Annotated in this window: 22 protein-coding genes and 3 pseudogenes; 23 read left to right on the forward strand and 2 right to left on the reverse strand. The window is 40.0% G+C overall.

Annotated elements, in window-relative coordinates; all coding sequences use genetic code 11:
- Positions 1-42 precede the first annotated feature (42 nt).
- From greA to IPP77_12635, 15 genes are all read left to right on the forward strand, one after another.
- On the forward strand, positions 43-516 hold the full coding sequence (gene greA / locus IPP77_12565; GenBank protein MBL0310467.1) for a transcription elongation factor GreA: 474 nt from the start codon (positions 43-45) through the stop codon (positions 514-516).
- Positions 517-551: 35 nt separating this feature from the next.
- Complete coding sequence (locus IPP77_12570) at positions 552-944, forward strand: HIT family protein (protein MBL0310468.1); 393 nt, start codon at positions 552-554, stop codon at positions 942-944.
- 202 nt (positions 945-1,146) lie between these two features.
- Positions 1,147-1,422 (forward strand): hypothetical protein, encoded by a 276-nt coding sequence (locus tag IPP77_12575; GenBank protein ID MBL0310469.1) that lies wholly within the window; start codon positions 1,147-1,149, stop codon positions 1,420-1,422.
- A gap of 382 nt (positions 1,423-1,804) precedes the next feature.
- Positions 1,805-2,014 (forward strand): helix-turn-helix transcriptional regulator, encoded by a 210-nt coding sequence (locus tag IPP77_12580; GenBank protein ID MBL0310470.1) that lies wholly within the window; start codon positions 1,805-1,807, stop codon positions 2,012-2,014.
- 127 nt (positions 2,015-2,141) lie between these two features.
- On the forward strand, positions 2,142-2,471 hold the full coding sequence (locus IPP77_12585; GenBank protein MBL0310471.1) for a HipA N-terminal domain-containing protein: 330 nt from the start codon (positions 2,142-2,144) through the stop codon (positions 2,469-2,471).
- Complete coding sequence (locus tag IPP77_12590) at positions 2,468-3,475, forward strand: HipA domain-containing protein (GenBank protein ID MBL0310472.1); 1,008 nt, start codon at positions 2,468-2,470, stop codon at positions 3,473-3,475. The genes IPP77_12585 and IPP77_12590 overlap by 4 nt, the downstream gene beginning before the upstream one ends.
- A gap of 82 nt (positions 3,476-3,557) precedes the next feature.
- Positions 3,558-4,250: a MarC family protein gene (locus tag IPP77_12595; GenBank protein ID MBL0310473.1), complete on the forward strand. Its 693-nt coding sequence runs from the start codon at positions 3,558-3,560 to the stop codon at positions 4,248-4,250.
- Between the two features lie 163 nt (positions 4,251-4,413).
- Complete coding sequence (locus IPP77_12600; GenBank protein ID MBL0310474.1) at positions 4,414-4,851, forward strand: DsrE family protein; 438 nt, start codon at positions 4,414-4,416, stop codon at positions 4,849-4,851.
- Position 4,852: 1 nt separating this feature from the next.
- The gene (locus IPP77_12605) at positions 4,853-5,473 is read left to right on the forward strand and encodes a class I SAM-dependent methyltransferase (protein MBL0310475.1); all 621 of its coding nucleotides are present in this window, start codon (positions 4,853-4,855) and stop codon (positions 5,471-5,473) included.
- A gap of 236 nt (positions 5,474-5,709) precedes the next feature.
- Positions 5,710-6,591, forward strand: a complete 882-nt coding sequence (locus tag IPP77_12610) for a CPBP family intramembrane metalloprotease (protein MBL0310476.1) — start codon at positions 5,710-5,712, stop codon at positions 6,589-6,591.
- Positions 6,588-7,412, forward strand: coding sequence for a phosphatidate cytidylyltransferase (locus tag IPP77_12615; protein ID MBL0310477.1), 825 nt, complete (start codon positions 6,588-6,590; stop codon positions 7,410-7,412). The genes IPP77_12610 and IPP77_12615 overlap by 4 nt, the downstream gene beginning before the upstream one ends.
- Positions 7,413-7,529: 117 nt before the next feature.
- Entirely contained in the window at positions 7,530-8,228 is a 699-nt protein-coding gene (locus tag IPP77_12620) for a phosphatidylserine decarboxylase family protein (protein MBL0310478.1), read from the forward strand.
- 19 nt (positions 8,229-8,247) lie between these two features.
- Entirely contained in the window at positions 8,248-8,637 is a 390-nt protein-coding gene (locus IPP77_12625) for a hypothetical protein (protein MBL0310479.1), read from the forward strand.
- Positions 8,638-8,797: 160 nt separating this feature from the next.
- A complete protein-coding gene (locus IPP77_12630; GenBank protein MBL0310480.1) occupies positions 8,798-10,456 on the forward strand; it encodes a C1 family peptidase in 1,659 nt (552 codons plus the stop codon).
- A gap of 74 nt (positions 10,457-10,530) precedes the next feature.
- A complete protein-coding gene (locus IPP77_12635) occupies positions 10,531-11,490 on the forward strand; it encodes a pentapeptide repeat-containing protein (GenBank protein ID MBL0310481.1) in 960 nt (319 codons plus the stop codon).
- A gap of 36 nt (positions 11,491-11,526) precedes the next feature.
- On the opposite strand, the pseudogene IPP77_12640 reads toward IPP77_12635, so the two are convergent.
- Positions 11,527-14,071: pseudogene (locus IPP77_12640) on the reverse strand (ATP-dependent Clp protease ATP-binding subunit).
- A gap of 327 nt (positions 14,072-14,398) precedes the next feature.
- Between IPP77_12640 and IPP77_12645 the strand changes: the two are divergent.
- Both IPP77_12645 and IPP77_12650 read left to right on the forward strand, forming a co-directional pair.
- Complete coding sequence (locus IPP77_12645) at positions 14,399-14,767, forward strand: STAS domain-containing protein (GenBank protein ID MBL0310482.1); 369 nt, start codon at positions 14,399-14,401, stop codon at positions 14,765-14,767.
- A gap of 15 nt (positions 14,768-14,782) precedes the next feature.
- A complete protein-coding gene (locus IPP77_12650) occupies positions 14,783-15,700 on the forward strand; it encodes a ribonuclease Z (GenBank protein ID MBL0310483.1) in 918 nt (305 codons plus the stop codon).
- Positions 15,701-15,775: 75 nt separating this feature from the next.
- Here IPP77_12650 and IPP77_12655 read toward each other — a convergent pair whose 3' ends face one another.
- Complete coding sequence (locus IPP77_12655) at positions 15,776-16,150, reverse strand: hypothetical protein (GenBank protein ID MBL0310484.1); 375 nt, start codon at positions 16,148-16,150, stop codon at positions 15,776-15,778.
- A gap of 401 nt (positions 16,151-16,551) precedes the next feature.
- Between IPP77_12655 and IPP77_12660 the strand changes: the two are divergent.
- The 6 genes and pseudogenes from IPP77_12660 to nhaA all read left to right on the forward strand — a co-directional run bounded on the left by IPP77_12660 (position 16,552) and on the right by nhaA (position 25,013).
- Positions 16,552-18,136: pseudogene (locus tag IPP77_12660) on the forward strand (N-6 DNA methylase).
- Positions 18,120-19,340: a restriction endonuclease subunit S gene (locus IPP77_12665; GenBank protein ID MBL0310485.1), complete on the forward strand. Its 1,221-nt coding sequence runs from the start codon at positions 18,120-18,122 to the stop codon at positions 19,338-19,340. Before IPP77_12660 ends, IPP77_12665 begins: the two are co-directional and overlap by 17 nt.
- 2 nt (positions 19,341-19,342) lie before the next feature.
- Positions 19,343-19,759 (forward strand): hypothetical protein, encoded by a 417-nt coding sequence (locus tag IPP77_12670; protein ID MBL0310486.1) that lies wholly within the window; start codon positions 19,343-19,345, stop codon positions 19,757-19,759.
- A gap of 93 nt (positions 19,760-19,852) precedes the next feature.
- The gene (locus IPP77_12675) at positions 19,853-20,461 is read left to right on the forward strand and encodes a hypothetical protein (protein ID MBL0310487.1); all 609 of its coding nucleotides are present in this window, start codon (positions 19,853-19,855) and stop codon (positions 20,459-20,461) included.
- Positions 20,458-23,684, forward strand: a pseudogene (locus tag IPP77_12680) (type I restriction endonuclease subunit R). The gene IPP77_12675 and the pseudogene IPP77_12680 overlap by 4 nt, the downstream one beginning before the upstream one ends.
- A 180-nt stretch (positions 23,685-23,864) precedes the next feature.
- Positions 23,865-25,013: a Na+/H+ antiporter NhaA gene (gene nhaA, locus IPP77_12685; protein ID MBL0310488.1), complete on the forward strand. Its 1,149-nt coding sequence runs from the start codon at positions 23,865-23,867 to the stop codon at positions 25,011-25,013.
- The last annotated feature ends 52 nt before the right edge of the window (positions 25,014-25,065 follow it).

Here is a 25,065-nt window from a genome sequence, read left to right on the forward strand (position 1 = left end):
ATCCTGATAGCTTTAGATACTTCACACTTTAATTCCATTAAAATGTCAGACATATTCTACATGACCAGAGAGGGTCTCGAGAAACTTCGAGATGAAGTGAAATACTTGCGAACAGTAAAACGTCCTGAAATTGCTAAAGCCATAGCCGAAGCCCGCGAAAAAGGCGATTTGAGTGAAAACGCCGAATACCATGCTGCCAAAGAAGAGCAGGGACATCTGGAAGCCAAATTATCTGAGATGGAAACTTCTTTGGCCAATGCGCGCGTTATAGATGAGAGCAGACTTGATGCTTCTAAAGCCAGTATCCTTTCTTACGTCGAAGTGCTGAACAAGAAGCTAAATAAGAAAATGAAGTTTCTGTTAGTAAGCGAAGCCGAGGCCAACCTGAAGGAAAACAAACTCTCGATTACTTCTCCTATCGGCAAAGCTTTATTGGGTCGCGCCGAAGGCGACGTAGTAAAGGCCCAAACGCCGGCCGGAGTGATGGAACTTGAAATACTCAAAATAAGTTTGTAGGCTGAACCATTCGTATCCAATAACCACCAGCCACTATGACCATTTTCTCTAAAATAATATCGGGCGAGATACCCTGCTACAAAATTGCAGAAGACGAACACTGCTTTGCCTTTTTGGATATTGCCCCTCTGGCAAAAGGCCACGTATTGGTTGTGCCAAAGCAGGAGACGGATTATCTGTTCGATCTGGATGACGCTGCCTTATCGCGCCTGTTCCTGTTCGCAAAAAGAGTGGCGCTGGCTCTTGATAAAGCAATCCCCTCCAAGAGGGTAGGAGTAGCGGTGGTGGGCTTGGAAGTGCCTCACGCACATATTCATCTCGTTCCGCTCTATTCCGTTCATGACATTGATTTCAGCCGACCTAAACTGAAAATCGAAAAGGAAGAAATGGAACAAATCGCGGAGAGCATCCGTTGGGAAATTAGGTAAGAAATCCCCCCTTACAAAGCACTTCTCGCCCGTCCTGAAATAAATAGTAACCGTTTGGGTCAAAACGCTCGGTATTAAATAGGCTTGAACATCATCCATACTTAACCGTATTTAAGTCCTTCTGATTACATCTCTTTCTCCATACCAGGCCAATCTGCACAAGACGAATGTGCCAGATTTTTAATCCGTTTTTGCGGCAGGCTTGGTTATTTCATCAACAGGCTTGACTATTCCTGCGGCTGACTTCCCTATTTTCGTGGTGAATTGTCCTATTTCTCTAACAGACTTCCCTATTTTCATGGCAGAATGTCCTATTCCCATCGTCAAATTACCTATTTCCGTGACGGACTTAGGTGTTTCTGCAACGGACTTAGGTATTTCTGCGGTGGACTTCCCTATTTTCGTGGCGACTTGTCCTATTTCTGTCACGGACTTGCCTAATTCCGTCGCGGTTTTGCCTCATTCTGCGACAGAATGAGTCTGTGTATTTGCGGAAAATCAACTAATTAACAGAGAAATGCGAAAAAACGGCATGTTATTGCCATTTGTCTTCATATTTAATGGGGAATTAGAAGACGGCAAAACTATATACGTAATGCAGTCTATCCATCATGGATATTTGGTATAGGATAGAGGGAATTCTATTATTGATAAATGTCAGAGTTCTTTGTAAGGGATATGCGTTGTGCCACTGACCCAAAAACAAGGGTGCATTAAAGTATGAAAATCACATTAAAATGTGATTTAGGCAGTTTTAACCTTTTAATCCAAATGATTTTACATTAAAATCACATCATACTGTGATTTTGTTTGCATAATTGAAAAATTAAAGCTACTTTTGACACATAAATCACAGTATAATGTTAGTCAAGAATTTTGGAGAAACCATAAAAATCAGGCGAAAGGAGTTGGGCATTACTCAGCCCCACTTAGCTGAGTTGGCAAAAGTGAGCACCAACACTTTGTATAAATTAGAGCGGGGACAAGGCAATCCTTCATTAGATGTATTGAACAAATTAGCAGAAGTATTGGGGATGGAGCTGGTTATGGAAGTGAAAAGGGTAAAGTGAAAAATCAAAGGTGATGGCGAAATTAATTCTAAAGAGTTAATTGCCATGCTAGTGTATTCTATTAAATCAACCAAACAAAATCTAAAATGAATTTCACTTTTCACTTTTCACTTTTCGTTTTTCATTTATGAGAATAGTGGAGATATACCGCAACGGAACTTTGGCTGGAACACTGACAGAAGAAAATCGTCAGCATTTTGTGTTCAGGTATGATGACAATTATTTTAATGATTCAGACAAACCGGCTATCAGTTTAACGCTTCCAAAAACACAAAAAGAATATAGCAGCAAATTTCTTTTTCCATTTTTCTTTAATATGCTTAGTGAAGGGGTAAACAGGAAATTACAAAGCACACAACTGAGGATTGATGAAGAGGATAATTTTGGTTTGCTGGCTGCAACCGCCCAATATGATACGATAGGAGCCGTAACTGTAAAACCAATAGAGGCAAAATGAATTTGGATGAATTGAAATATTGTCCCGGAACTTTGGCTGAAGGTTTTACTACTTACAGCCCGGGTTGCTTACGGAATATGTTTAATGGTAAAAAGGTAAATCATGTTTTGCCATATGAACAACCACAGCAAAGCGAAGAGGTTGCGGAGCAGTTCATGGAAAATCGCAAACGCATATCCATATCGGGTGTGCAAGAAAAATTGAGTTTGCTTCTTGAAAAAAATCTATTGCGTTTGACAAAAGAAGGAGAACAGGGAACCTACATACTCAAACCAATACCAAAAGATTTAAAGAAGGTTGATAAGGTTCCGGCTAACGAACACCTAACCATGCAAATAGCAAAACAGGTTTATGGATTGAATACTGCAGAAAGTGCTATGGTTTTTTTCAAAAATGGTTCGCCTGCCTACATCACCAAAAGATTTGATGTAAAGGGAGATGGCAGCAAATGGGGCAAGGAAGATTTTGCAACACTTGCCGGTAAAACAAAAGACAATGCCGGAGCAAACTTCAAATATGAATACAGTTACGAAGAGCTTGGGCAACTGATACAAAAATTTGTTCCGGCATGGCGGGTAGAAATTGAGAAGTATTTTTCATTGGTAGTTTTCAATTTTTTGTTTTCAAATAGCGATGCTCACTTAAAAAATTTCTCTTTGCTTGAATCATCCAAAGGCGATTACTTGCTTAGTCCTGCGTATGATTTAGTAAATACTAAACTGCATGTGGACGATTCAGACTTTGCTTTGGATAAAGGATTATTTTTGGATAGCTTTAAAAGTGAGCGATATAAAAAAAACGGGCACCCTGCTAAAACTGATTTCAAGAAATTTGCCAAACGAATAGGAGTTGCCGAAACCAGGGTAGAAAAATTGCTGAATCCGTTTTTAGAAAAGCAATCTTTAATGGAAACCTTAGTTAGCCGTTCATTTTTAAGCGATGCCAACAAGAGAGGATACTTACTGATGTATATCACAAAAAGGAACTACCTGACCGCAGATTAAAAGATTTTATTGATACCCATGATTAATGAAGAATACATACCTGATTATGAATAAGTGATTTGAAACAAAAAACCAAAAAGTAATGGCATTTGATTTTTACTCTTTTGTTCATTTTATATTTGCCGGATTTATTGCACTTTTTCCAGTTGTCAATCCTCTTGGAAGTGCTTTTATCGTAAATCCCTATTTTTCTGGACTAGATAGACAAGACAGGGTAAATGCTATAAAACGAATTGCATTATATGCCTTTGCTATATGCTTATTTACTTTGCTAACTGGGCATTGGATATTAGAATTGTTTGGAGTAACTGTTCCAATTATTCAATTGGCAGGTGGAACGATGATTTGCAAAACAGGATGGGATTTCCTTGCGCCGTCAAAACAAAGTAATACAGAGAAGCCAATAAACGAGAGTGAAAATTTAAGTCAACAAATAGAAAGCAAACTATTTTACCCAATTACTTTTCCGCTTACCACCGGAGCTGGTACCATATCCGTTCTCTTCACATTAAGCGCACATGGTGCAAATAAAAACATAGCACAGTATTTAATAAATACCAGTGCCATACTGATTGCTGTAGCAGCCATGTGCTTCTTGGTGTTCATTTGTTATGTCAATGCAGATAGACTAATTAAGTATTTAGGCTCGCAACGGGAGAGAATAGTCAATAATATTATGGCCTTTTTAATCTTTTGTGTTGGACTGCAAATAGCTGCTGAAGGCATTACTCAACTAATCGTACAGTTATCACGGGTTTTGCGTCAGGAGGGTTGAAGGGCAAGATTGAAAACTTATGTCTGCCTCCGGTGGATTCAGTGTTGTCAGACAGTTAAGTGTTTCTAACTCTCCGCGAACGAAAAGCTCGAACTGTTATAGACATCTTTTGGAAACACGGCTAACTTGAAACATTCTACCTTTGAACAAACAATATACGACTATGACTCTTAAAAATATACTACTGACCTTTTCTATCTGCCTGACAACAATCCTAACAGCTTATGCCCAAACAAGCAGTACTTGTGGCGACGCTAAAGCAGTTACACAAATAGGGAGATCAAATTTGGCAATCGTCATTCACTCCAACGACACGGAAACAGTTTGGAACGCTTTCCGACTTGCAAACTTTGCCGCATCACAAAAGGACACCGTTAAAATCTTTCTTTTAGGTAAAGGCGTTGAAGCGCAGAACCTGACATCGGAAAACTTTGATGTAAGAAGACAAATGGAAAGTTTTGTAGCCGCAGGTGGACAAATTCTTGCTTGCGGAACTTGTCTAAAACTGCGCCACACAGAGGGCAATGCGCTTTGCCCTGTTTCAACGATGGCAGAACTTTATGCGCTTATAAAACAATCACAAAAAGTAATTACCTTCTAAAATGGCAACAAGAAAAGAACATTGGGAAAAGGTTTACGCATCTAAACAACCGCACGAAGTGAGCTGGACACAGGAGCTCCCAAAAACATCTTTGGATTTTGTTCACAGTTTTAATTTGTCAAAAGCGGCAAGCATCATTGACATTGGTGGTGGCGATAGCAAATTGGTTGACTACTTGCTCGACGAAGGTTTTGAAAATGTTTCAGTGCTGGACATTTCCGAAAATGCAATTGAAAGAGCAAAGCGACGACTTGGCGACAGATCAAAAAAGGTAAATTGGATAGTTAGTGATGTAACAGAATTTCATCCAGCCACTTCTTACGACTGTTGGCATGACAGAGCCACATTCCATTTCTTGACAAGTGCAGACGATGTAAATACTTATCTCACCACAGCAAGACAAGCAGTAAAAGGTTTTATGGCCATCGGAACATTCTCTGATAAGGGACCAAAGAAATGTAGTATGCTGGATGTTCACCAATACACCGAAGACGAATTACAGCAACAACTCAAAGACGGTTTTGAAAAATTAAAGTGCGTAACAGAAGACCACGCTACTCCATTCAACACCACACAGAATTTTTTGTTTTGTAGCTTCAAACGGACTGACCTGCATAATTGAAAGGAAACGACTTCGGATGAAAAATAGTACTACACAAGACAGCACCTGTCCAAAAATATGTTGTGATATATGGAGGCACGATTTATGTCGAATTGATTGCAAAACTCCGAATTCAGAATTAATTCTATTTTGGTTCCGATAATATCCTTGGTACTATGACTCCTCCTTTCAGAAATTTTCCTCTGGCCTTTCGGTTTGCATTCATGTTTTTACTTTTTCTCGTCAACCTTGGCGTCATGTCCTTTGTTGGTGTATGGTGTATCGGCCCTCTTTTTGGGGTGGAGAATGCCATGCAGGTGGCATCAGGGGTATTCACTTCACGTGCAGATATAAATGCCTTCCTGTTTATTCAGGCATTGAGCTCTATCGGTGGGTTTATTCTCACCCCCATGATGTTTTCAGTGTTGGAGACCGGAGAATTCAAAAGGCATCTTCGGTTGAATATTCCGGTTTCTCTTCGAATGATTTTCTTAGGGATTGCCGCTATTCTCCTAGTACAGTTTTTTATTGAGATGCTGGTAAAACTGAACGGAATGATTCCCCTGCCTCAATCTCTTGCATTTCTAAAGGAACAGGAAGAAAAGATGAGTTCTGTCATCAAAGCCCTGTTAGATTTTAAGAGTATCGGTGAATTTATTGCGGTGTCTTTTGTGGTTGCGGTGATTCCTGCGGTGGGTGAAGAAATGTTTTTTAGAGGATTGATTTTAGGTAACCTATTAAAGAACCGGGTGAATGTGGTAGTGTCTATTTTGATTTCAGCATTGTTATTTGCCGTTGTTCACATGGAATATGAAAACACCTTAGCCATCTGGGCCTTGGGTGGTTTATTGGGTTACTTATATTATGTATCGGGAAGTTTATGGTTGCCCATCGTGGTACATTTTGTCAACAATTTTCTTCAGGTATTATTGAAGTATCTGCATAATATAGGTGCTGTCAGCACCGACTTGACTGAAACATCCGCACCTCTTTATGTCACTCTTATCACTTCCTTATTATTTGTCGGATGCCTGTATATTTTCCATCAATGGAGAAACACTCCCGATTTTGCTTTAGAAGAATCTGAGTTAGATGATTCGGATGAAATGGAATCTTCGGACGAAGAAGAACAATCATGATGAAAACATTTTGGATTCGCACCGCGACGGCGCTCCTTTTCGCCGCGTTGATGGTAGTCGGTATTTTTTGGAATCAATATTCTTTTTTTCTGTTGATGTCCGTCATTCTGATGGGAAGTTTGTATGAATATTTCATCATCATCCATTCGGAAGAGAAAGATAAACGGAGCACTAGATTGGTGCTGTTCATATTCTGGTTCTTTTATGCGGCATCCTTTTTTCTTCCTCAAATACCGGTAGCCGTTTTGATTGGCGTATTAGCATTCAAGCTATTGGCTAGGCCTCTGTTTTTTAAATCGGAGCAGCCTTTTTCAAAGACGCAACATGATTTGCTACCGGTATTGTGGATTTCACTTCCAATAATGCTGACCAATCAAATCTTTTTTGAAAAGGGGCCCTATTTTCTATTCGCGATCTTTTCACTCATTTGGATTTATGATTCGGGCTGCTATATCGTTGGCTCTTTAGTTGGTAAGAATAAACTGATGGAACATGTGTCTCCTAAAAAGACCATTGAAGGGGCACAGGGAGGAATCGTTATTACATTCATCATCGCTTATTTTTTTAACCGGATTCCTCAACTAGCGGAGTTATCCAGTCTTGAATGGCTATTGATTGCTTTGGTCGTTGTTATATGTGCCACCATTGGTGATTTGGTGGAATCTGCATTTAAACGAAGCTATCAAGTGAAAGATTCGGGAAGTATTATGCCCGGACACGGAGGGTTTTTAGATCGTTTTGATGCTTACTTCTTTACGGTTCCCTTTGTCATGCTGGCGCTTTGGCTCTTTGATTTTGTCAGGCGAAGCGATTTCTTTTAGGAACAACCCACAATGGATGGTTCATAAAGAGAACTTCAAAAGTCGCGGTCTTTGTCTGTATGATAGATTTTACCTTACATTTGCAAACCCAATGTATTATCAGGCATGAAAAAGAAAATCAGGATTCATAAAGAAGGATATAAAATCCTCCTCGTTTCCGGTATTGTTCTTCTACTCATCAATCTTAGTGCATCTATTGTTTTCGATAATATAGTGGTGCATTACATCACCGGAGGTTCTTCATTAGTCATCCTGATATTTTTCGCCTACTTTTTTCGCAACCCCAGTCGTATATTTTTAAGCAGTGATAGCCATATTATCGCCCCGGCAGATGGTAGGATTGTGGTAATAGAAGAAGTACAGGAGCAGGAGTATTTTAAAGATAAGCGTATTCAGGTTTCCATTTTTATGAGCCCGACCAATGTACATATCAACCGCAATCCCATCAGCGGCTTGGTGAAGTATCAGAAATACCATCCGGGGAAATATCTGGTGGCTTGGCATCCTAAGTCTTCTGAAAAGAATGAACGGAATACTTTGGTCATCGAACATGATGAAACAGGTATGGAAGTTCTTGTCCGTCAGATTGCCGGGAAATTGGCCAGAAAAATCCGCTGGTATCTGCGTGAAGGAGATGAGGTGGAGCAAAATGCAGAGTTGGGCTTTATTAAGTTTGGTTCACGGGTTGATTTGTTTCTTCCGGTTGGAACCAAGATTGATGTTGGTTTAAAACAAAAAGTAAAGGGAGGCGTTACTATTATAGGAACCTTGCCGGAAAAAGAGGAAAAGTCAGGTTTTTTTGATTCCATTTTATAAAATTTAAAAAGTAAAGAAAATGAAGAAGGGAATAATGTTGTTTGCTCTGATGTGTGTTGGTTTAATGTTTGTCAACGCTCAAGGGAATAGTAATCCAACTCCTGCGAACAAGATGAACTCTGCGGTGAATAGCACTGATGCTGCTCGTCCATCTGGGACGATGGCCAATTGTCCCGGTGGCATTTCAAAGGGTGCTGCTGCTTGCTGCAAAGACAAGAAGGGGGCCTACGACTCTAAGCAGTGCACTAAAGACATGCGCAAAAAGGGCGGTAAAGATTGTTGTCAAAAGGCAACTGGAGAATCTTGTAAAAAGGAGGGTGCTGCTAGTTGTAAAGCAGATGCAGATAAAAATAAATCTTGTCAGCGCGCCTCCACAGGCAAGTGCTGTTCCGGTGCTAAACTGGATTAGGACGCTCGTTTGCAGAATTCATAAGGGCGATGAAAATATTCGCAAGGTATCAGCGACTTTTGATGCCCACAGATAGTCCATAGTTTTAGGACTTCGTCTTTGGAATATTTTCTACATTGCGTTCAATTATCATTTTATTGTTCATAAAAAACGTACCATTATGATTAAGCTATTTACCCCGGTTTTACTTTTGATGTTGCTAATGGTTGGAGGCTGTAAAAAAAACCCAAATAAAACAGATTTGCCATACGGCTTTGGCTGGAATGGAACCGATGACCCCACTAAGGTCCCTCAATCTATTAACTCGATCAACTTCGCTGCCGGCGCTACTTATCCCGCATCGGCGAGCATTGTTTCAAAATTTCCGCCTATCGGTAATCAAGGACAATACGGCACCTGCGTGGCTTGGGCAGTGGGCTATGGCGTAAAGACCGCTATCCATGGAATGGATAAAGGGTTTAATGCTACTCAGCTTGCCAGTTCCGCAAACCAGTTCTCCCCCAAAGATTTATTTACTGCTTTGCCTGATAGCAAAAAAGGAGCGGATTGCAACGGAGCTGACTTTACAGATGCCTTGGACATTATCTTGAACCGTGGTATTGCAACTATGCAAACGGTTCCTTATACGGGTTTAGGAAGTTGTACCCAATCTACACTTCAGTCTTCATGGACTACTGAAGCCAACAATTACAAAATAAAAAACTATCGGCGGATCAATTTAACCGTTAATGAAATAAAGTCGTACATCTCTACTAATGTACCCATCGTCTGCGGCGCTAAATTGGCCGATAACTTTATGCAATGGAATAGTGATGATGTTCTATCTTCTAATACCAGTTTTGATCAGGTAGGGCAACATGCTTATCACGCATTGGCCATAGCCGGATATGATGATGCTAAAGGCCCCAACGGTGCTTTTGAAATTATCAACTCATGGGGCGAAAACTGGGGCAACGCAGGAAGAATATGGGTGGACTATAATTTTTTCATCAATACTTTTTGTTTCGGAGGTAATGTATTTATCGCGACGAATAGTGATGGCGGACCCACTCCCCCTGCACCCGATCCGGTTTCAAACGGCTATGTAGATTTAGCCCCTTGGGCATTTACTGATGTCAACACTTATAATCTTAGCTATCCTACGGAGAGGTATATTGAGTTCAACGTTTATAATATCGGCGACCAAACTGCCTCTTCTTCTACCGGATGGGCATTGTACTATCTCTATTATAACGCCTACAATTCCGATGATTACGGCTTTTTGATTGTGGACGCAGCAGATAATTCCATTTCACCTGGAACTCAGTACACAGATGGGAATGGCGTAGTTCACTTCAATGCTAATATTGGGGCAGGTGATGATTTGGCAAACACCATGTTCAGTTCTTCCTTCATTTCCCAATACTATTATGTGCCCAATAATGTTTCCGGCTATTATTATCTGGTACTAATAGCGGATCCGCTGAATGTAATTACAGAGAATGATGAAACCAATAACCTTTTCTATACGACGAACCAATACCCTATTACGTTTATGAATGGAGTAGGTAAAAGAGAAATGCCAGCTAAGCCGATTTCCGAATTTCGTTTAAAGAACTCGATGCAACCGGTAGCAGCTAACCTGCGCATTCATCCATTTGTAACCGCGGTAAATCAGACAAATCCCAATGCTTATTCCCCTGATGAGATCAAGGACATGATTAAGATAGAAAAGAAGACCGGAAGATGGCAGTCCAAGTTAAACAGCTTTATCAGTATGCACCCTCAAAATGCTTTAACAAGCAAGATGAAATCAAAGCCCATTTCTGATAATAAGTAGTTCATTTTTTGCATGTGGTCGCCGATTATTCCCAACGGAGTAATCGGTGACTTTTTTATAAAAGAAATAACGTCATGAAATACCATTTATTATTTGTCCTCTTTGCGATGCCTGTTACCTTTATGTCCTGTATGCCTCAAAACAGTATTGGTAGTGGCCCGGTGATTCAAGCCGGTGAGATTATTCAGGCGATTCAAAATGGCAAACCGGTTTTTATTGAAAATAAAACGGTGGAAGGCGATTTGGATTTTTCAAAACTGGATGGATATACCGAAAGTAGCAGCATGGTTCGCTCGTACGTGGCGGTCAGTGTTACTTTTATCTCCTGCCATTTTAAAGGGAAGATTAATGCCTACCAATCAAACGACCAAGAAACAAAGGTTTGTTCCTTTGAAAAAAACTTGGCGTTTTCAAATTGTGAAATGGACAAGGAAGTTTCTTTTCAGGAAAGTGTGATTTCGGGGAAAGCCAATTTTTCATCCAGCGTATTCAAAGGCAAGACCTCTTTTGAGGGGACACGCTTTCTGGGTGAGGCCTATTTTACCAAGTCTAAATTTGAAGAAGAAGCCCGTTTTCAAAATGGCTTTTATTCGTACAAAGCAAATTGGATGGAAGCTGTTTTTAGTAAAGTTGTAAGTTTCCAAAACTCGATATTTAATTACGATGCGCAATGGAGCGTGGCGAAATTCTTGGGCTATGCCGATTTTAGTGTTTGTACGTTTCGAGGCCACGTGTTTTTTAACTACGCAAAGTTCAAGGCACAAGCCGTTTTGAATACTTCAATATTCTATGCCCGATTTGAGATGATGAGTACAGAGTTTGAGAAAAATCTGGAATTAAAGCGTTGTTTGTTTTACGGAATTCCCAAGTTCAATAAAGCACAAATGAATGAAGGTCTGCTTCTTGACAATAGCACCTTCTTGGCCGGTGCTCCAGAAACTTCCGATTGGATAAAGGGAAGTAACTTTACGCTCAGTTTAAAAGAAAGTCGTTACACAACTTTAAACGAATTGAAGCCTTTAGATATCAAATAGATTGACCTAAACCAACGAAGTTAGGAGACCACAGCCTTAGCTATCAGAACCCGGTTGCGACTCTGCCTTCTTCTTTGGTACTTTGTGTGTAATCTTAAGTTCGTTGCCTTCCTTATTCAGATCCACCATGAAAATATCACCCTGCTTGGCGTTAGAGCGAAGAATTTCTTCTGCCAATGGATCTTCCACATATTTCTGAATAGCGCGATGAAGCGGACGAGCCCCAAACTGGGGATCGTAACCTTTGTCAGAAAGAAAGTCTTTGGCTTCGTTCGTCAATTTAATATCAAAGCCAAGTTCCTTAATTCTTTTCGTTACGTCTGATAGAGCGATGTCAATAATCTTGTGTAAGGAATCCTTCTCTAACGAATTAAATATGATGATATCATCAATCCGGTTCAGAAACTCGGGAGAAAAAGTTCTTTTCAAAGCCTTTGTAATTACGTTCTTGGCGAAGTCGTCTGTTTGATCTGTTTTGGACTTTGTGGCAAAACCCACTCCCTGACCAAAATCCTTCAAATCACGAGCCCCGATATTTGACGTCATGATGATGAGTGTGTTTTTGAAATCTACCTTTCTTCCCAAACTATCCGTCAAGATTCCATCGTCGAATACCTGCAACAGAATATTAAATACATCCGGGTGTGCTTTTTCAATTTCATCCAATAACACCACGCTATATGGTTTGCGACGAACTTTTTCTGTCAGTTGTCCACCTTCCTCATAGCCCACGTATCCCGGAGGAGCGCCTACTAAACGCGAAATGGAAAACTTCTCCATGTACTCACTCATATCAATCCGCACCAGCGAATCTTCAGAATCGAATAAGAAGCGGGCAATGGCTTTAGCTAACTCTGTTTTTCCAACGCCTGTAGGGCCTAAGAAAATAAAAGTACCAATAGGCTTTCTAGGGTCTTTCAGACCTACGCGGTTTCTTTGAATGGCTTTGGTCACCTTCATCACTGCTTCGTTCTGACCTACCACCGCACCGGTGATTTCCGCGCTCATATTTATTAGCTTGTTGCTTTCGCTCTGCGCTATTTTACTTACCGGAATACCGGTCATCATGCCTACCACCTCTGCAATATCTTCTTCGTTGACCGGAAAGCGTTTCACCTTGGCTTCTTCATCCCATTCCGATTTTGCTTTTTCCAAATCTTCTAACAACCGCTTTTCACTATCACGCAAGCGGGCAGCCTCTTCATACTTCTGGCTTTTCACCACCTGGTTTTTGGTTCTTAATATCCTCTACCTGCTTTTCCAGGTCAATAATATTTTTGGGAACGTGAATGTTTTTCAGGTGTACTCTGGCACCCACTTCATCCATCACATCAATAGCTTTGTCGGGCAGAAACCGGTCCGTTATATACCGCGTAGAAAGTTTCACGCAGGCCTCGATAGCTGTTTTTGAATAGTCAACATTATGATACTCTTCGTACTTGGATTTAATATTTGTCAGAATCTGAATTGTCTCTTCCGGTGAAGGCGGGTCTACCATTACCTGCTGAAAACGACGAGCCAAGGCTCCATCCTTTTCTATATACTGACGATATTCGTCCAACGTAGAAGCACCAATACATTGTAGTTCACCTCTTGCCAGCGCCGGTTTAAAAATATTAGACGCATCTAAAGAACCGGTGGCACCACCCGCTCCGACGATGGTATGGATTTCATCAATAAATAAAATGACATCGCGATTCTTTTCCAATTCGTTCATGATGGCTTTCATGCGCTCTTCGAACTGACCGCGATATTTCGTTCCGGCCACCAAAGCAGCCAGATCAAGCATCACAATTCTTTTATTGAATAGAACCCTCGAAACTTTTTTCTGCATAATGCGCAAGGCAAGACCTTCTACAATCGCAGTTTTACCAACGCCCGGTTCACCAATCAAAATAGGGTTATTCTTTTTTCTGCGCGATAGAATTTGTGATACGCGCTCAATTTCATTTTCACGTCCTACAATCGGATCCAGTGCGCCTTCTTCTGCTAGATGGGTTACATCTCTGCCGAAATTATCAAGCACCGGTGTTTTGGATTTAGTGCCTCCCGATTTTTTTGCTTGCTGCGCATAACTCTTCCCCTTTTCTTCTTCAAATGGTTCGTCCTCACCGGGATCGCTTGGTAGCTCTGCCCTTATATCGCCTTGAACGGTATCCAGTTCTGACTTAAATACTTCATAATCTATATCAAACTGAGCGAGCAGTTGAGTCACCAGATTATCCTTGCTTTTCAAAATAGAGAGCATCAGATGTTCCGTGCCTATCACATCACTCTTCATCACTTTCGCTTCCAGCACGGTAATCTTCAATACCTTCTCCGCCTGTTTCGTCAACGGCAGATTATTTGGATTGAAGTTCCCCTTGGCCACTTTCTCCTTGATCCTATCTTCAATTTTCTTCCGCAACATCACCGGATCAATATCTAACGTTCTCAATGTTTTGATGGCTAACCCTTCTCCTTCGCGGATTAGGCCGAGCACCAAATGCTCAATGCCAATGTAGTCGTGATTCAAGCGCAGTGCCTCTTCGCGGCTATACGAAATAACCTCTTTTACCTTCGGTGAAAATTTTGCTTCCATAGTTTCCTTTTGTTCAATAATCAAGCCAATTGCTGATTCTCTTTATAATCAGACGTTTTGTCGTTTTTTTAATTTTCTATTCCTCGTCAAACCTAAGTGAATTCTATGTAATAGACAAAGAATTTGTTTTGCAGTGATGGACGGTACAAGAACAATCTGTATAAAAATACATAATCTCAACAGACTAGGTTTTGAATAGATATTCTTATTTTAACCAAATATTTTGAAAAGAGCAATTTATAATACACCTTCGCGTGCCGATAGGGCAAAAACAAATCTTCATTATTAACGTATATTTGGGGGCATCTTTAAAGAAACAAATCAAGTATGAAATTTCAAGTTGACAAAAGAGATCGTTTGGTAATCGTGAAACTCAATGAAGAAAAGCTATTGAGTAATTTGGCGCCACAACTGAAATCCGAATTGGTGATTCTCAATAATGAAGGGTTCAGAAATATTGTGCTTGATTTATCCGATGTACAGTATGTGGACTCCTCCGGCTTGAGTGCCTTGTTGGTAGGCAACCGTCTTTGCAAAGAAGCCTCCGGCACTTTTGTATTGACTGGTCTAAATCCCCATATACAAAAGCTGATAAAAATATCTCAACTTGAGCCGATATTAAACATCGTTCCCTCCTTGACCGAGTCGGTTGATTATGTGATGATGGAAGAACTGGATCGCGACCTGCGCACCTAATACGTCTTATTCCTGATGATTTTTGAAGTGACAATCTTGGGCAGCAACGGTGCTGTTCCGGCTTATGATCGTCATCCCTCTGCACAGATTGTAAACCATAATGGAAACATCTTCCTCGTGGATTGCGGCGAAACGACGCAGTTCCAGATGAACCGGTATGGCATAAAAAGAGGAAAGTTAGACCACATCTTTATTTCACATCTCCATGGCGACCATTACTTCGGACTAATTGGCTTAATCACTAGCTTCAGCCTTCACTGGAGAGAAAACCCGCTGCATATATACGCACCGGCAGGCCTGGAAGACATTATTAATGTCCAACTGAAATATTCAAATACCGAGCTGCGTTTTGATATTTACTTCCATGCCTTGAACGCCGATGCCCCACGGATTATTTACGAGGATGAACAACTGACCGTTGAAACTATTATTCTGAAACACCGGCTGCCCACCACCGGTTTTCTTTTTAAGGAAAAAAAGCATTTGCGCCATATTATCCCCGAGAAAATAGCTCAACACGATGTACCGCACCACCAGATTTCGGATATTAAAAAAGGGGCCGACTACCAACATCCCGATGGGAGAACTATTCCTAATGTCGAACTCACCCGCGAACCTTCTCCGGCCAGGAGCTATGCGTATTGCAGCGATACGGCCTACACAACAACTATCGCTGAGCAGCTTCAGGGAGTGAACCTACTTTATCATGAAGCTACTTTTATGGAAGGAGATGCCACTCGCGCCGAAGAAACCTTTCACTCCACGTGCAAACAAGCCGCACAAATGGCTCGGCTGGCTAATGCTGGCCGCCTACTCATCGGTCACTTCTCTGCCCGCTATAGCGACCTCAGCGTTTTGCTGGAAGAAAGTCGCAGCGTTTTCCCCAACACTTTTCTGGCAGAAGAAGGAAAGATTTTCAACGTGGGTAGCTAAATAGATACGGGCTACAACCGTCCTCATTTCCGGCTCCATTATATATAAGACATTCTCTGCTATTGAATCAAAACTTTAACCTGTTTTTCCGGCAGGTTTGTCTCTACCCGCAATAAACCAGACTATTTTTACGGCAGACTTGCCTATTTCTGATACAGATTTCCCTATTTCCACGGCGAGTTTGCCTATTTCCATCTCAGAAATAGCTATTTCCGTCGCAGACTTCCCTATTTCCGGGACAGACTTACCTATTTCTGCGCCGGACTTAGGTATTTCTGAGATGGACTTCCCTAATTCTATGATGGACTTCCATATTTTCGTCACGGACTTGCCTATTTCTGCCGCGGTTTTGCCTATTTCTGTGACAAAAACAGTCTGGATATTTGCGAAAAAACGGCTAATTAACAGAAAAACATGAAAAAATGCGATTTTATTGCTATTTATCATCATATTTGGCTGAAAATCAGAAATAGACTAAATACATTATACATCAGCCGCTTATCTATCATAGATGTTTGGTATAAGATAGAGGAACTGCTATTTTTGATGAAATGAAAATCCTCAGGGTATTATAGAATTACTTAGGAATTTCATAACCCGAAATAACTGGCGATGGATACGCAGGTATAAACAGGTTAGCGGGCACGGTTGAAGATAGTGCTAAACATGAATAGACGGAAAAACAACATAAAAGCCAACCACACATTTAGCACATTTGGTTTTGCCCGACACAAAAACCACCCACCACTCGACCAGTGGACATTGGACAATTTGAGAGCAACTTTGACAATAACAGGGTTTTAAAAACTAACTTTACGACCAATAGAAATTTAAAATATTGACACCATAAAATGGCGAAACAGAAGGCAGCAATAAAAGAAAAAGCAATTGAAGTAACCCTCTGGGAAGCAGCTAATAAATTAAGAGGTAGCGTTGAGCCAGCCGAATACAAGCATGTTGTATTGGGTTTAATTTTCTTAAAGTTTGCCAGCGACAAGTTTGAAGAACACCGAGCTAAACTCATTGCCGAAGGCAAAGAAAAATACATTGAGCTTGCCGATTTCTACAATATGAGCAATGTGTTTTTTTTGGAAGAAACCAGCCGGTGGAGTTACATTGTAAAAAAGGCAAGGCAAAATGATATTGCTTTAATCATTGACACAGCCCTACACACCATTGAGAAAGACAACAAAGCATTGAAAGGTGCTTTGCCCGACAATTATTTTTCTCGTTTGGGTTTAGACATTACAAAACTGGCTGCCTTGATTAGTACCATTGACGACATTGATACCACTCAAGGACAAACAGCAAGACATCGTTGGCAAAGTGTATGAATACTTCCTTTCAAAATTTGCATTGGCAGAAGGAAAAGGCAAAGGAGAATTTTACACGCCTAAAAGTATTGTAAACCTAATTGCCGAAATGATTGAACCCTACAAGGGAATTATTTATGACCCTGCTTGTGGTAGTGGCGGTATGTTTGTACAATCGATTAAGTTTATTGAAAGTCATCACGGAAATAAAAAAGAGATTTCTATTTACGGACAAGAATACACAGGCACTACCTACAAGTTGGCAAAAATGAACCTTGCCATACGAGGCATAGCAGGAAACCTGGGCGAAAAAGCAGCCGACACTTTTGGGGATGACCAACACAAAGACCTAAAAGCCGATTTTATAATGGCAAACCCTCCTTTTAACCAAAAAGATTGGCGAGCAGAAACCGAATTGAAAGACGACCCACGATGGATGGGCTATGATGTGCCACCAAAAAGCAATGCCAACTATGCTTGGATATTGAATATGGCAAGCAAACTTTCAGACAATGGAATGGCAGGTTTTATATTGGCAAATGGTGCATTGAGTGGCGGTGGCGAAGAATATAAAATACGCAGAAAACTGATTGAAAATAATTTGGTGGAAGCCATTTTGGTATTGCCACAAGATATGTTTTACACCACCAACATTAGTGTTACGCTTTGGATATTAAATAAAAACAAGAAAGCCACGAGCCGAAATATTGGGAATGAACAACGACATTACCGAAACCGAGAAAAAGAAATCTTGTTTATGGATTTGCGACAAATGGGAGAACCATTTGAGAAGAAATTTACCCAATTTTCGGAAGCCGATATAAAACAAATAGCAGGCATTTACCAGCGGGGGGGCAACCTTGGCAAACCCCAAAAGAAAAAGGCAGAAAACATTCCTGAATTTGCTATTACGCAACATTCAGTATTGATGAAGTAGCAAAAAGATTTTTCCTTGGTGCCAAGCAAATACATTGAGTTTGTAAACCATGATGAGAATATTGACTTTGATGAAAAGATGACAAGCCTTCAAAGTGAGTTTGTTGAATTGCTGCAAGCAGAAACAAAAAGTAAAAATGATTTGCTAACCGTTTTTAAAGAGTTGGGTTATGAAATCAAATTATAAACGCATTGGCGAACATATCCGATTGGTTGATGAACGCAACAAAGGTTTGCAAGTAAAACAGTTGTTGGGTTTGAGCATTTCAAAACAGTTTATTCCTTCCGTTGCCAATATTATTGGAACTGATATGGAGAACTATAAAATCATTCGCAGGAATCAGTTTGCTTGCAGCACAATGCAAGTAAGGCGAGACAAAAAAATGCCTGTTGCATTATTGCAAGAAGTGGATGAAGCAATTATTTCACAAGCCTACCCAATATTTGAAGTAAAAAACGAAAAGGAACTTTTGCCTGAATATTTAATGATGTGGTTTGCCCGTTCTGAGTTTGACCGTGAAGCTTGTTTTCACGCTGTTGGCGGTGTAAGAGGAAGTTTAGAATGGGAAGATTTTGAAAATTTAAAATTACCCATTCCCCACCCCGACAAACAAAAAGAAATAGTAAAAGAATACAATACCATTGTAAACCGCATTGCTCTCAACAACCAAGTCATAAAAAAATTAGAAGAAACTGCACAGGCAATTTATAAGCAATGGTTTGTTGAGTTTGAATTTCCAAACGAAAACGGACAACCCTATAAAAGCAATGGTGGCGAAATGGTGGAAAGTGAGTTGGGGGAGATTCCGAAGGGTTGGGAAGTTGTTCCTTTGGAAGATGCAGTCACAATAATAAGAGGAGCATCACCAAGACCTATTGATGATTACATGAGTAAAGACAATACTGGAATGCCTTGGGTAAAAATTGCTGATGCAACTGCATGTGCAACAAAATATTTGTTTGAAACGAACGAATATATTTCCAGTGCAGGTGTGAAGCAAAGTAGAAAAATTTCTATCGGAACTTTGATTTTATCAAACAGCGCATCACCAGGTCTTCCAAAATTTTTGATGATTGATGCTTGCGTTCATGATGGTTGGTTAATTTTTGATGACTACAAAAAAAACCTTTCAAAAGAATTTCTTTATAATTTTTTGTTGCTAAACAGAACTAAAATTCTTTCATCAAGCAACGGGAGTGTTTTCAATAATTTGAAAACAGAAATTTTAAAATCCTATCAAATAATTATTCCTGATGAAACAACATTGAAAAAAGTAACAAAACTTTTTCAATCAATAGATGCTCAATTTAGTGTTACTGCAAAAACAGATTTTAATATGAAAGAATTATTGTCAATTCTTCTCTCCAAACTTGCAACTATAGAAAACTGAGCATGTTTGACGAAACAAAAAAATATAAAACACAAGGTCATTTCTTTTTTAAAAAAGGAAACAGTTTAAAAGAACAAAGCCGTGATGTGCCTGAACTGCCGGGCGTTTATTACATCCTATGCCTTGCACAAGGCAAGGTAGATTTGGTTTATATTGGTAAATCGGGCACGGTGTTACAATCGGGTAAATTTAAAAACCAACAATTGCAAGGCAGAATCAACAACAAACAGGATGGCATGAAACGGCAGGAATATTTTGAAGATAAAATGACAGATGAAAATATGGATGGTTTGGATATTTATTGGTTTGTAACGATGGATAAAACCAATCATGATTTGCCGGGATATGTGGAAGGGGTTTTAATGCGACGGTATTTTGATGTAAACGGAAAATTGCCGCAATGGAATAAAGAATTTTAAATAGGTAGGGGCACGGTTCACCCGTGCCCTAATAAAACAAACGCAAACAATCGAAAAGGGCAACCGCAAGGGTTGCCCCTACCAAAACAAACAATGAACGACAAACCAAAATACAATCCCCAAATTCACCACCGCAGATCTATCCGATTAAAAGGATATGATTATTCGCAGGCGGGATTGTATTTTATAACCATTTGTTGTACCCGTAGGGGCAATCCCTTGCGGTTGCCCTTTGGACATATTGAAAACGATGAAATGATTTTGAATGAAATGGGAAACATTGCATACAATGAATGGGCAAAATTACCCGAACGATTCCCCAATTTTGAATTGGATGTATTTCAAATAATGCCCAACCACATGCATGGAATTATAAACGTACGGACAGGGTTTACCCCTGCCCAAAATGATGTACGGGCGGGGTTTACCCCTGCCCAAAACAATGGGCCAAATGGGCAACATAATAATGGGCAACCGCAAGGGATTGCCCCTACGGTTGGTGACATTATTGGTGCATACAAATCATTGGTGGCAAATGCGTGTTTGGAAATATTCAAATCAAAAAATGAAATGATGGGGAAATTGTGGCAACGCAATTATTACGAACACATTATTCGCAACGAACAATCCTATCAAACCATTTCAAATTACATTATTAATAATCCCGCAAAATGGTCGGAGGATAAATTCTATTGTAAATGAAATTCACAGAAGAAAAATTAGAAAAAGCGTTTACTGAGTTGTTGGGGCAAGAAGGCTTTCCCCATCACTTAGGGATTAGCATTGTTCGAAAACCCGAAGAAGTATTGATAGAAGAAGATTTACAAAAGTTTCTATTGAAGCAATACGAAAAGCAAGGAATCACCATCACCGAAGTCAAGTCCATTATCCTACAGTTAAAATCATTACCAGCTTCTGATTTATACGAAAGCAATAAAACCTTTCTAAAAATGCTTTCAGACGGTTTTATTCTGAAACGAGAAGACCGGAACAACAAAGACATTTACATTCAGTTTATTGACTATAACGGGTTAAACAAACACCGGCAGCCGGAAGCCGAGCAACTTTTGAGCCTGGTGGCTGATGATGGTGGCCTTAGCAGACCAGATAATAATATTTACAAGTTTGTCAATCAATTAGAAATAGTTGGCGATGAAAAAAGAATTCCTGACGGAATTATTTACATCAACGGCTTGCCGTTGGTAGTGTTTGAATTTAAGAGTGCCATTCGGGAAGATGCCACTATTTATGATGCGTTCAAGCAACTCACGGTTCGTTATCGAAGAGACATTCCAGAACTGTTTAAATACAATGCGTTTTGCGTTATCAGTGATGGAGTGAATAATAAGTCCGGTTCTTTCTTCGCACCGTATGAGTTTTTCTATGCTTGGCGAAGAGTTGCAGGACTTGCAAAAGATGTGGACGGTATTGACAGCATGTTTACGTTGGTGCAGGGAATGTTTCAACACGATAGGTTGAGAGACATTATCCGAAATTTCATTTACATACCCGACACATCAAAGAAGAATGAAAAAATTGTTTGTCGCTATCCTCAATACTATGCAGCACGAACTTTATTTGAAACGATAAAGAAAGCACAGAAACCAAACGGAAACGGTAAAGGCGGAACTTACTTTGGTGCTACGGGTTGCGGAAAGAGTTTCACCATGCTTTACCTCACCCGGTTGCTGATGAAAAGCGAATACTTTGAAAGTCCGACTATTGTTTTGATTACAGACCGCACCGATTTAGACGATCAACTTTCGGGGCAATTTACCAATGCCAAAAACTTTATTGGCGATAATTTGGTGGTAAGTGTGGAAAGCAGAGCCAATTTGAGAGAGTTGCTACAAGACAGAGAAAGCGGAGGCGTTTTTTTGACAACCATTCACAAGTTTACAGAAGATACAGAGTTGCTAACAAATAGAAGCAATGTAATTTGTATCAGTGACGAAGCACATCGCAGTCAAATAAATTTGGACCAAAAAATAAAAGTAACAGCCAAAGGTGTTACCAAATCTTTTGGCTTTGCGAAATATTTACATGACTCATTACCCAATGCAACATTCGTAGGCTTTACAGGCACACCCATAGATGCAACGCTTGATGTGTTTGGAAAAGTGGTGGATGCTTACACCATGACTGAATCGGTGAAAGATGAAATCACTGTTAGAATTGTGTATGAAGGCAGAGCCGCAAAAGTGGTGTTGAACAATAGTGAACTGGAAAAGATTGAAAAATATTACGAGGGTGCAGCCGAAGAAGGTGCTAACGATTATCAAATAGAACAGAGCAAAGAAGAAACGACAAAAATGAACGCCATACTTGGCGACCCGAAACGATTGAAAGCTATAGCGGACGATTTTGTAAAGCATTACGAAAGCAGGGTTTCGGAAGGTGCAACCGTAAAAGGTAAAGCAATGTTTGTTTGCAGCAGCCGTGAGATTGCGTATGAACTTATAAAAATATTATTGAACTAAGGCCCGAATGGGTAAGGGTATCCCTTGCGGATACCCCAGAAGAAGAAGGGCAACCGCAAGGGATTGCCCCAACTGACCGCAGAGAATTGAAGCCGATTGAACGCTTGAAGATGATCATGGTAAGGGATAAGGATGACCCAAAGGAAATGTGGGATTTGTTAGGCACAGCAGATAGTAGAAGAGAATTAGACAGACAATTCAAAAACGAAAAATCAAACTTCAAAATTGCCATTGTAGTAAATATGTGGCTCACTGGTTTTGATGTGCCGTTTTTGGATAGCATTTATATTGACAAACCAATTCAACAACACAATTTAATTCAAACCATTTCAAGAGTAAACAGAAAGTTCAAAGACAAGAACAAAGGCTTAGTGGTGGATTATATCGGCATCAAAAAACAAATGAATTTGGCGCTGAAAAAATATAGCGAAGGCGACAAAGACAATTTTGAAGACATTGCTGAATCCATCATCATAGTAAGAAATCATCTGGACCTTTTGGCGAAACTGTTTCATCCGTTTGACAGCTCAAAATATTTTAAGGGAACAACTTTGCAACAGTTGAACACTTTGAACATGGCCGCAGAATTTGTTCAACTAACAAAAGAGTTAGAAACCCGTTTTATGGGTTTGGTGAAACGACTGAAAGCCGCTTATGATATTTGTGCAGGAAGCGAACAGTTGACACAAACCGAAAGAGATTTCACCCATTTTTATTTGGCCGTTCGTTCTATTGTTTTCAAACTCACGAAAGGCAACGCACCCGACACCGCACAGATGAATGCCAAAGTTCGGGAAATGATAAAAGAAGCCTTGCAAAGTGATGGAGTAGAAGAGATTTTCAAACTCGGTGATGAAGCAGAATCCGAACAAGACATTTTTGACGCAGATTATTTGGCAAAGATTGATAAGATTAAGATGCCGAATACCAAAATCAAATTGTTGCAACAGTTGCTTGCAAAGGTGATTGGTGAAATAAGAAAAGTGAACAAAGTAAAAGGCATTGACTTTTCTAAAAGGATGCAAACGCTTGTTGAGCGCTATAACCAGCGCGACGAAAATGATGTTTTGCGAAGTGAAGTGTACGAGGAAATGGCGGAAGCATTGACTGAATTGATTTGGGAGGTTCACAAAGAATTTTCGGCGGGTGATGCATTGGGAATTGATTTTGAGGAGAAAGCATTTTACGATATTCTATTGGAGCTATGTGTAAAATATGATTTCAAATATCCTGAGGACAAAATGATAGCACTGGCAAAAGCCGTTAAAAACCTTGTTGACGGACAAGCCAAATTCCCTGATTGGAACAAACGGGACGACATCAAATCAGCATTGAAAGTTGGTTTGATTCTCTTGCTTGATGAATTTGGTTATCCGCCAGTGGAAAGAGATGAGGTATATGTAGAAATATTTGAACAGGCAGAGAATTTTAAGAAGAACAATTAGACACAATAGCCAACGCTTTTGGTAGCACATTTGCATTTTTTGCGAGGTACAAAGCCTAGCAAAAAAAAATGCAACAGAGCTGCCAAGCTAACGCACCAAGACACTGTAAATAATGAATGGACAAGCAACGACAGACAGAAAGCCAGCACATAACAGACCCCGATACAGGTAGACAATAAGATGAAGCTAACAAGACTTTTCAAGGAATTCTTTAACAGCGAAAAAACAGGTGGACTGATTTTGGTTTTTGTAACAGTTCTATCACTTGGACTTGCAAACTCGCCTTGGCAGACAGACTATATTAACTTTTGGCATTTCGATCTTGGCGGACACAGCATCGTTCATTGGATTAATGATGGACTAATGACTATTTTCTTTTTACTCATTGGCTTAGAGTTAGAAAGAGAAATTTATCAAGGGGAGCTTTCCGACATAAAAAATGCTTCATTGCCAATCTTTGGAGCTTTAGGTGGAATACTTGTTCCTGCGGGACTTTTTTTACTACTCAACTTTGGAACAGACACGCAAGCAGGTGCAGGTATTCCAATGGCGACCGACATTGCATTTGCTATTGGCATTTTATCTTTATTGGGCAACAGGGTTCCAGGTTCTCTAAAAATATTCCTTACAGCATTGGCGGTAATGGACGACTTAGGTGCAATAATCGTAATTGCAATTTTTTACACGACCTCCATCGCTTTTGTAAATTTATTTATTGCATTGGGCATCTTTGGTGTTCTACTAATTCTAAAACGACTGAAAGTTCACAACCTAATTCCTTATTTAATTGGTGGTGTGGGCATGTGGTATTTTATGTTGCACTCAGGTGTTCATGCTACAATAACAGGCGTTTTGTTAGCCTTTGCAATTCCATTTGGCAACGGTGAAGAAAAATCTCCTTCATCTATTCTACAACATTTCTTACATAAACCGGTTGCATTTTTCATTCTACCCTTGTTTGCAATTGCTAATACTTGTATTGCGGTTGGCGACAATTGGCAAAGTGGCTTAGGGCAAACAAACAGTTTGGGTATTATGGCAGGACTTGTAATTGGGAAACCTTTAGGCATTTTTCTTTTCTCATTTATTGGTGTGGGTTTAGGGCTTTGTGTTTTGCCGACAGACTTGAAATGGAAAAATATTATCGGAGCAGGTTTCTTAGGTGGTATCGGTTTTACAATGTCAATCTTTATTGCGCTTCTTGCATTTGACAATGCAGACATAATTAACGATTCAAAAATTGCAATTCTTATTGCTTCACTTATTGCTGGGACAATTGGGTTTATATGGCTTCGGCTGACACTTAAAACCCAAAATGAAAATGACTAAACCCGTTAGTGGCATGAGTAAAAGATGCCGTGCCAAGACCAACAGACAGAAA

This window comes from Bacteroidota bacterium (genome assembly GCA_016722375.1).
Classification (GTDB): domain Bacteria; phylum Bacteroidota; class Bacteroidia; order Chitinophagales; family LD1; genus Bog-950.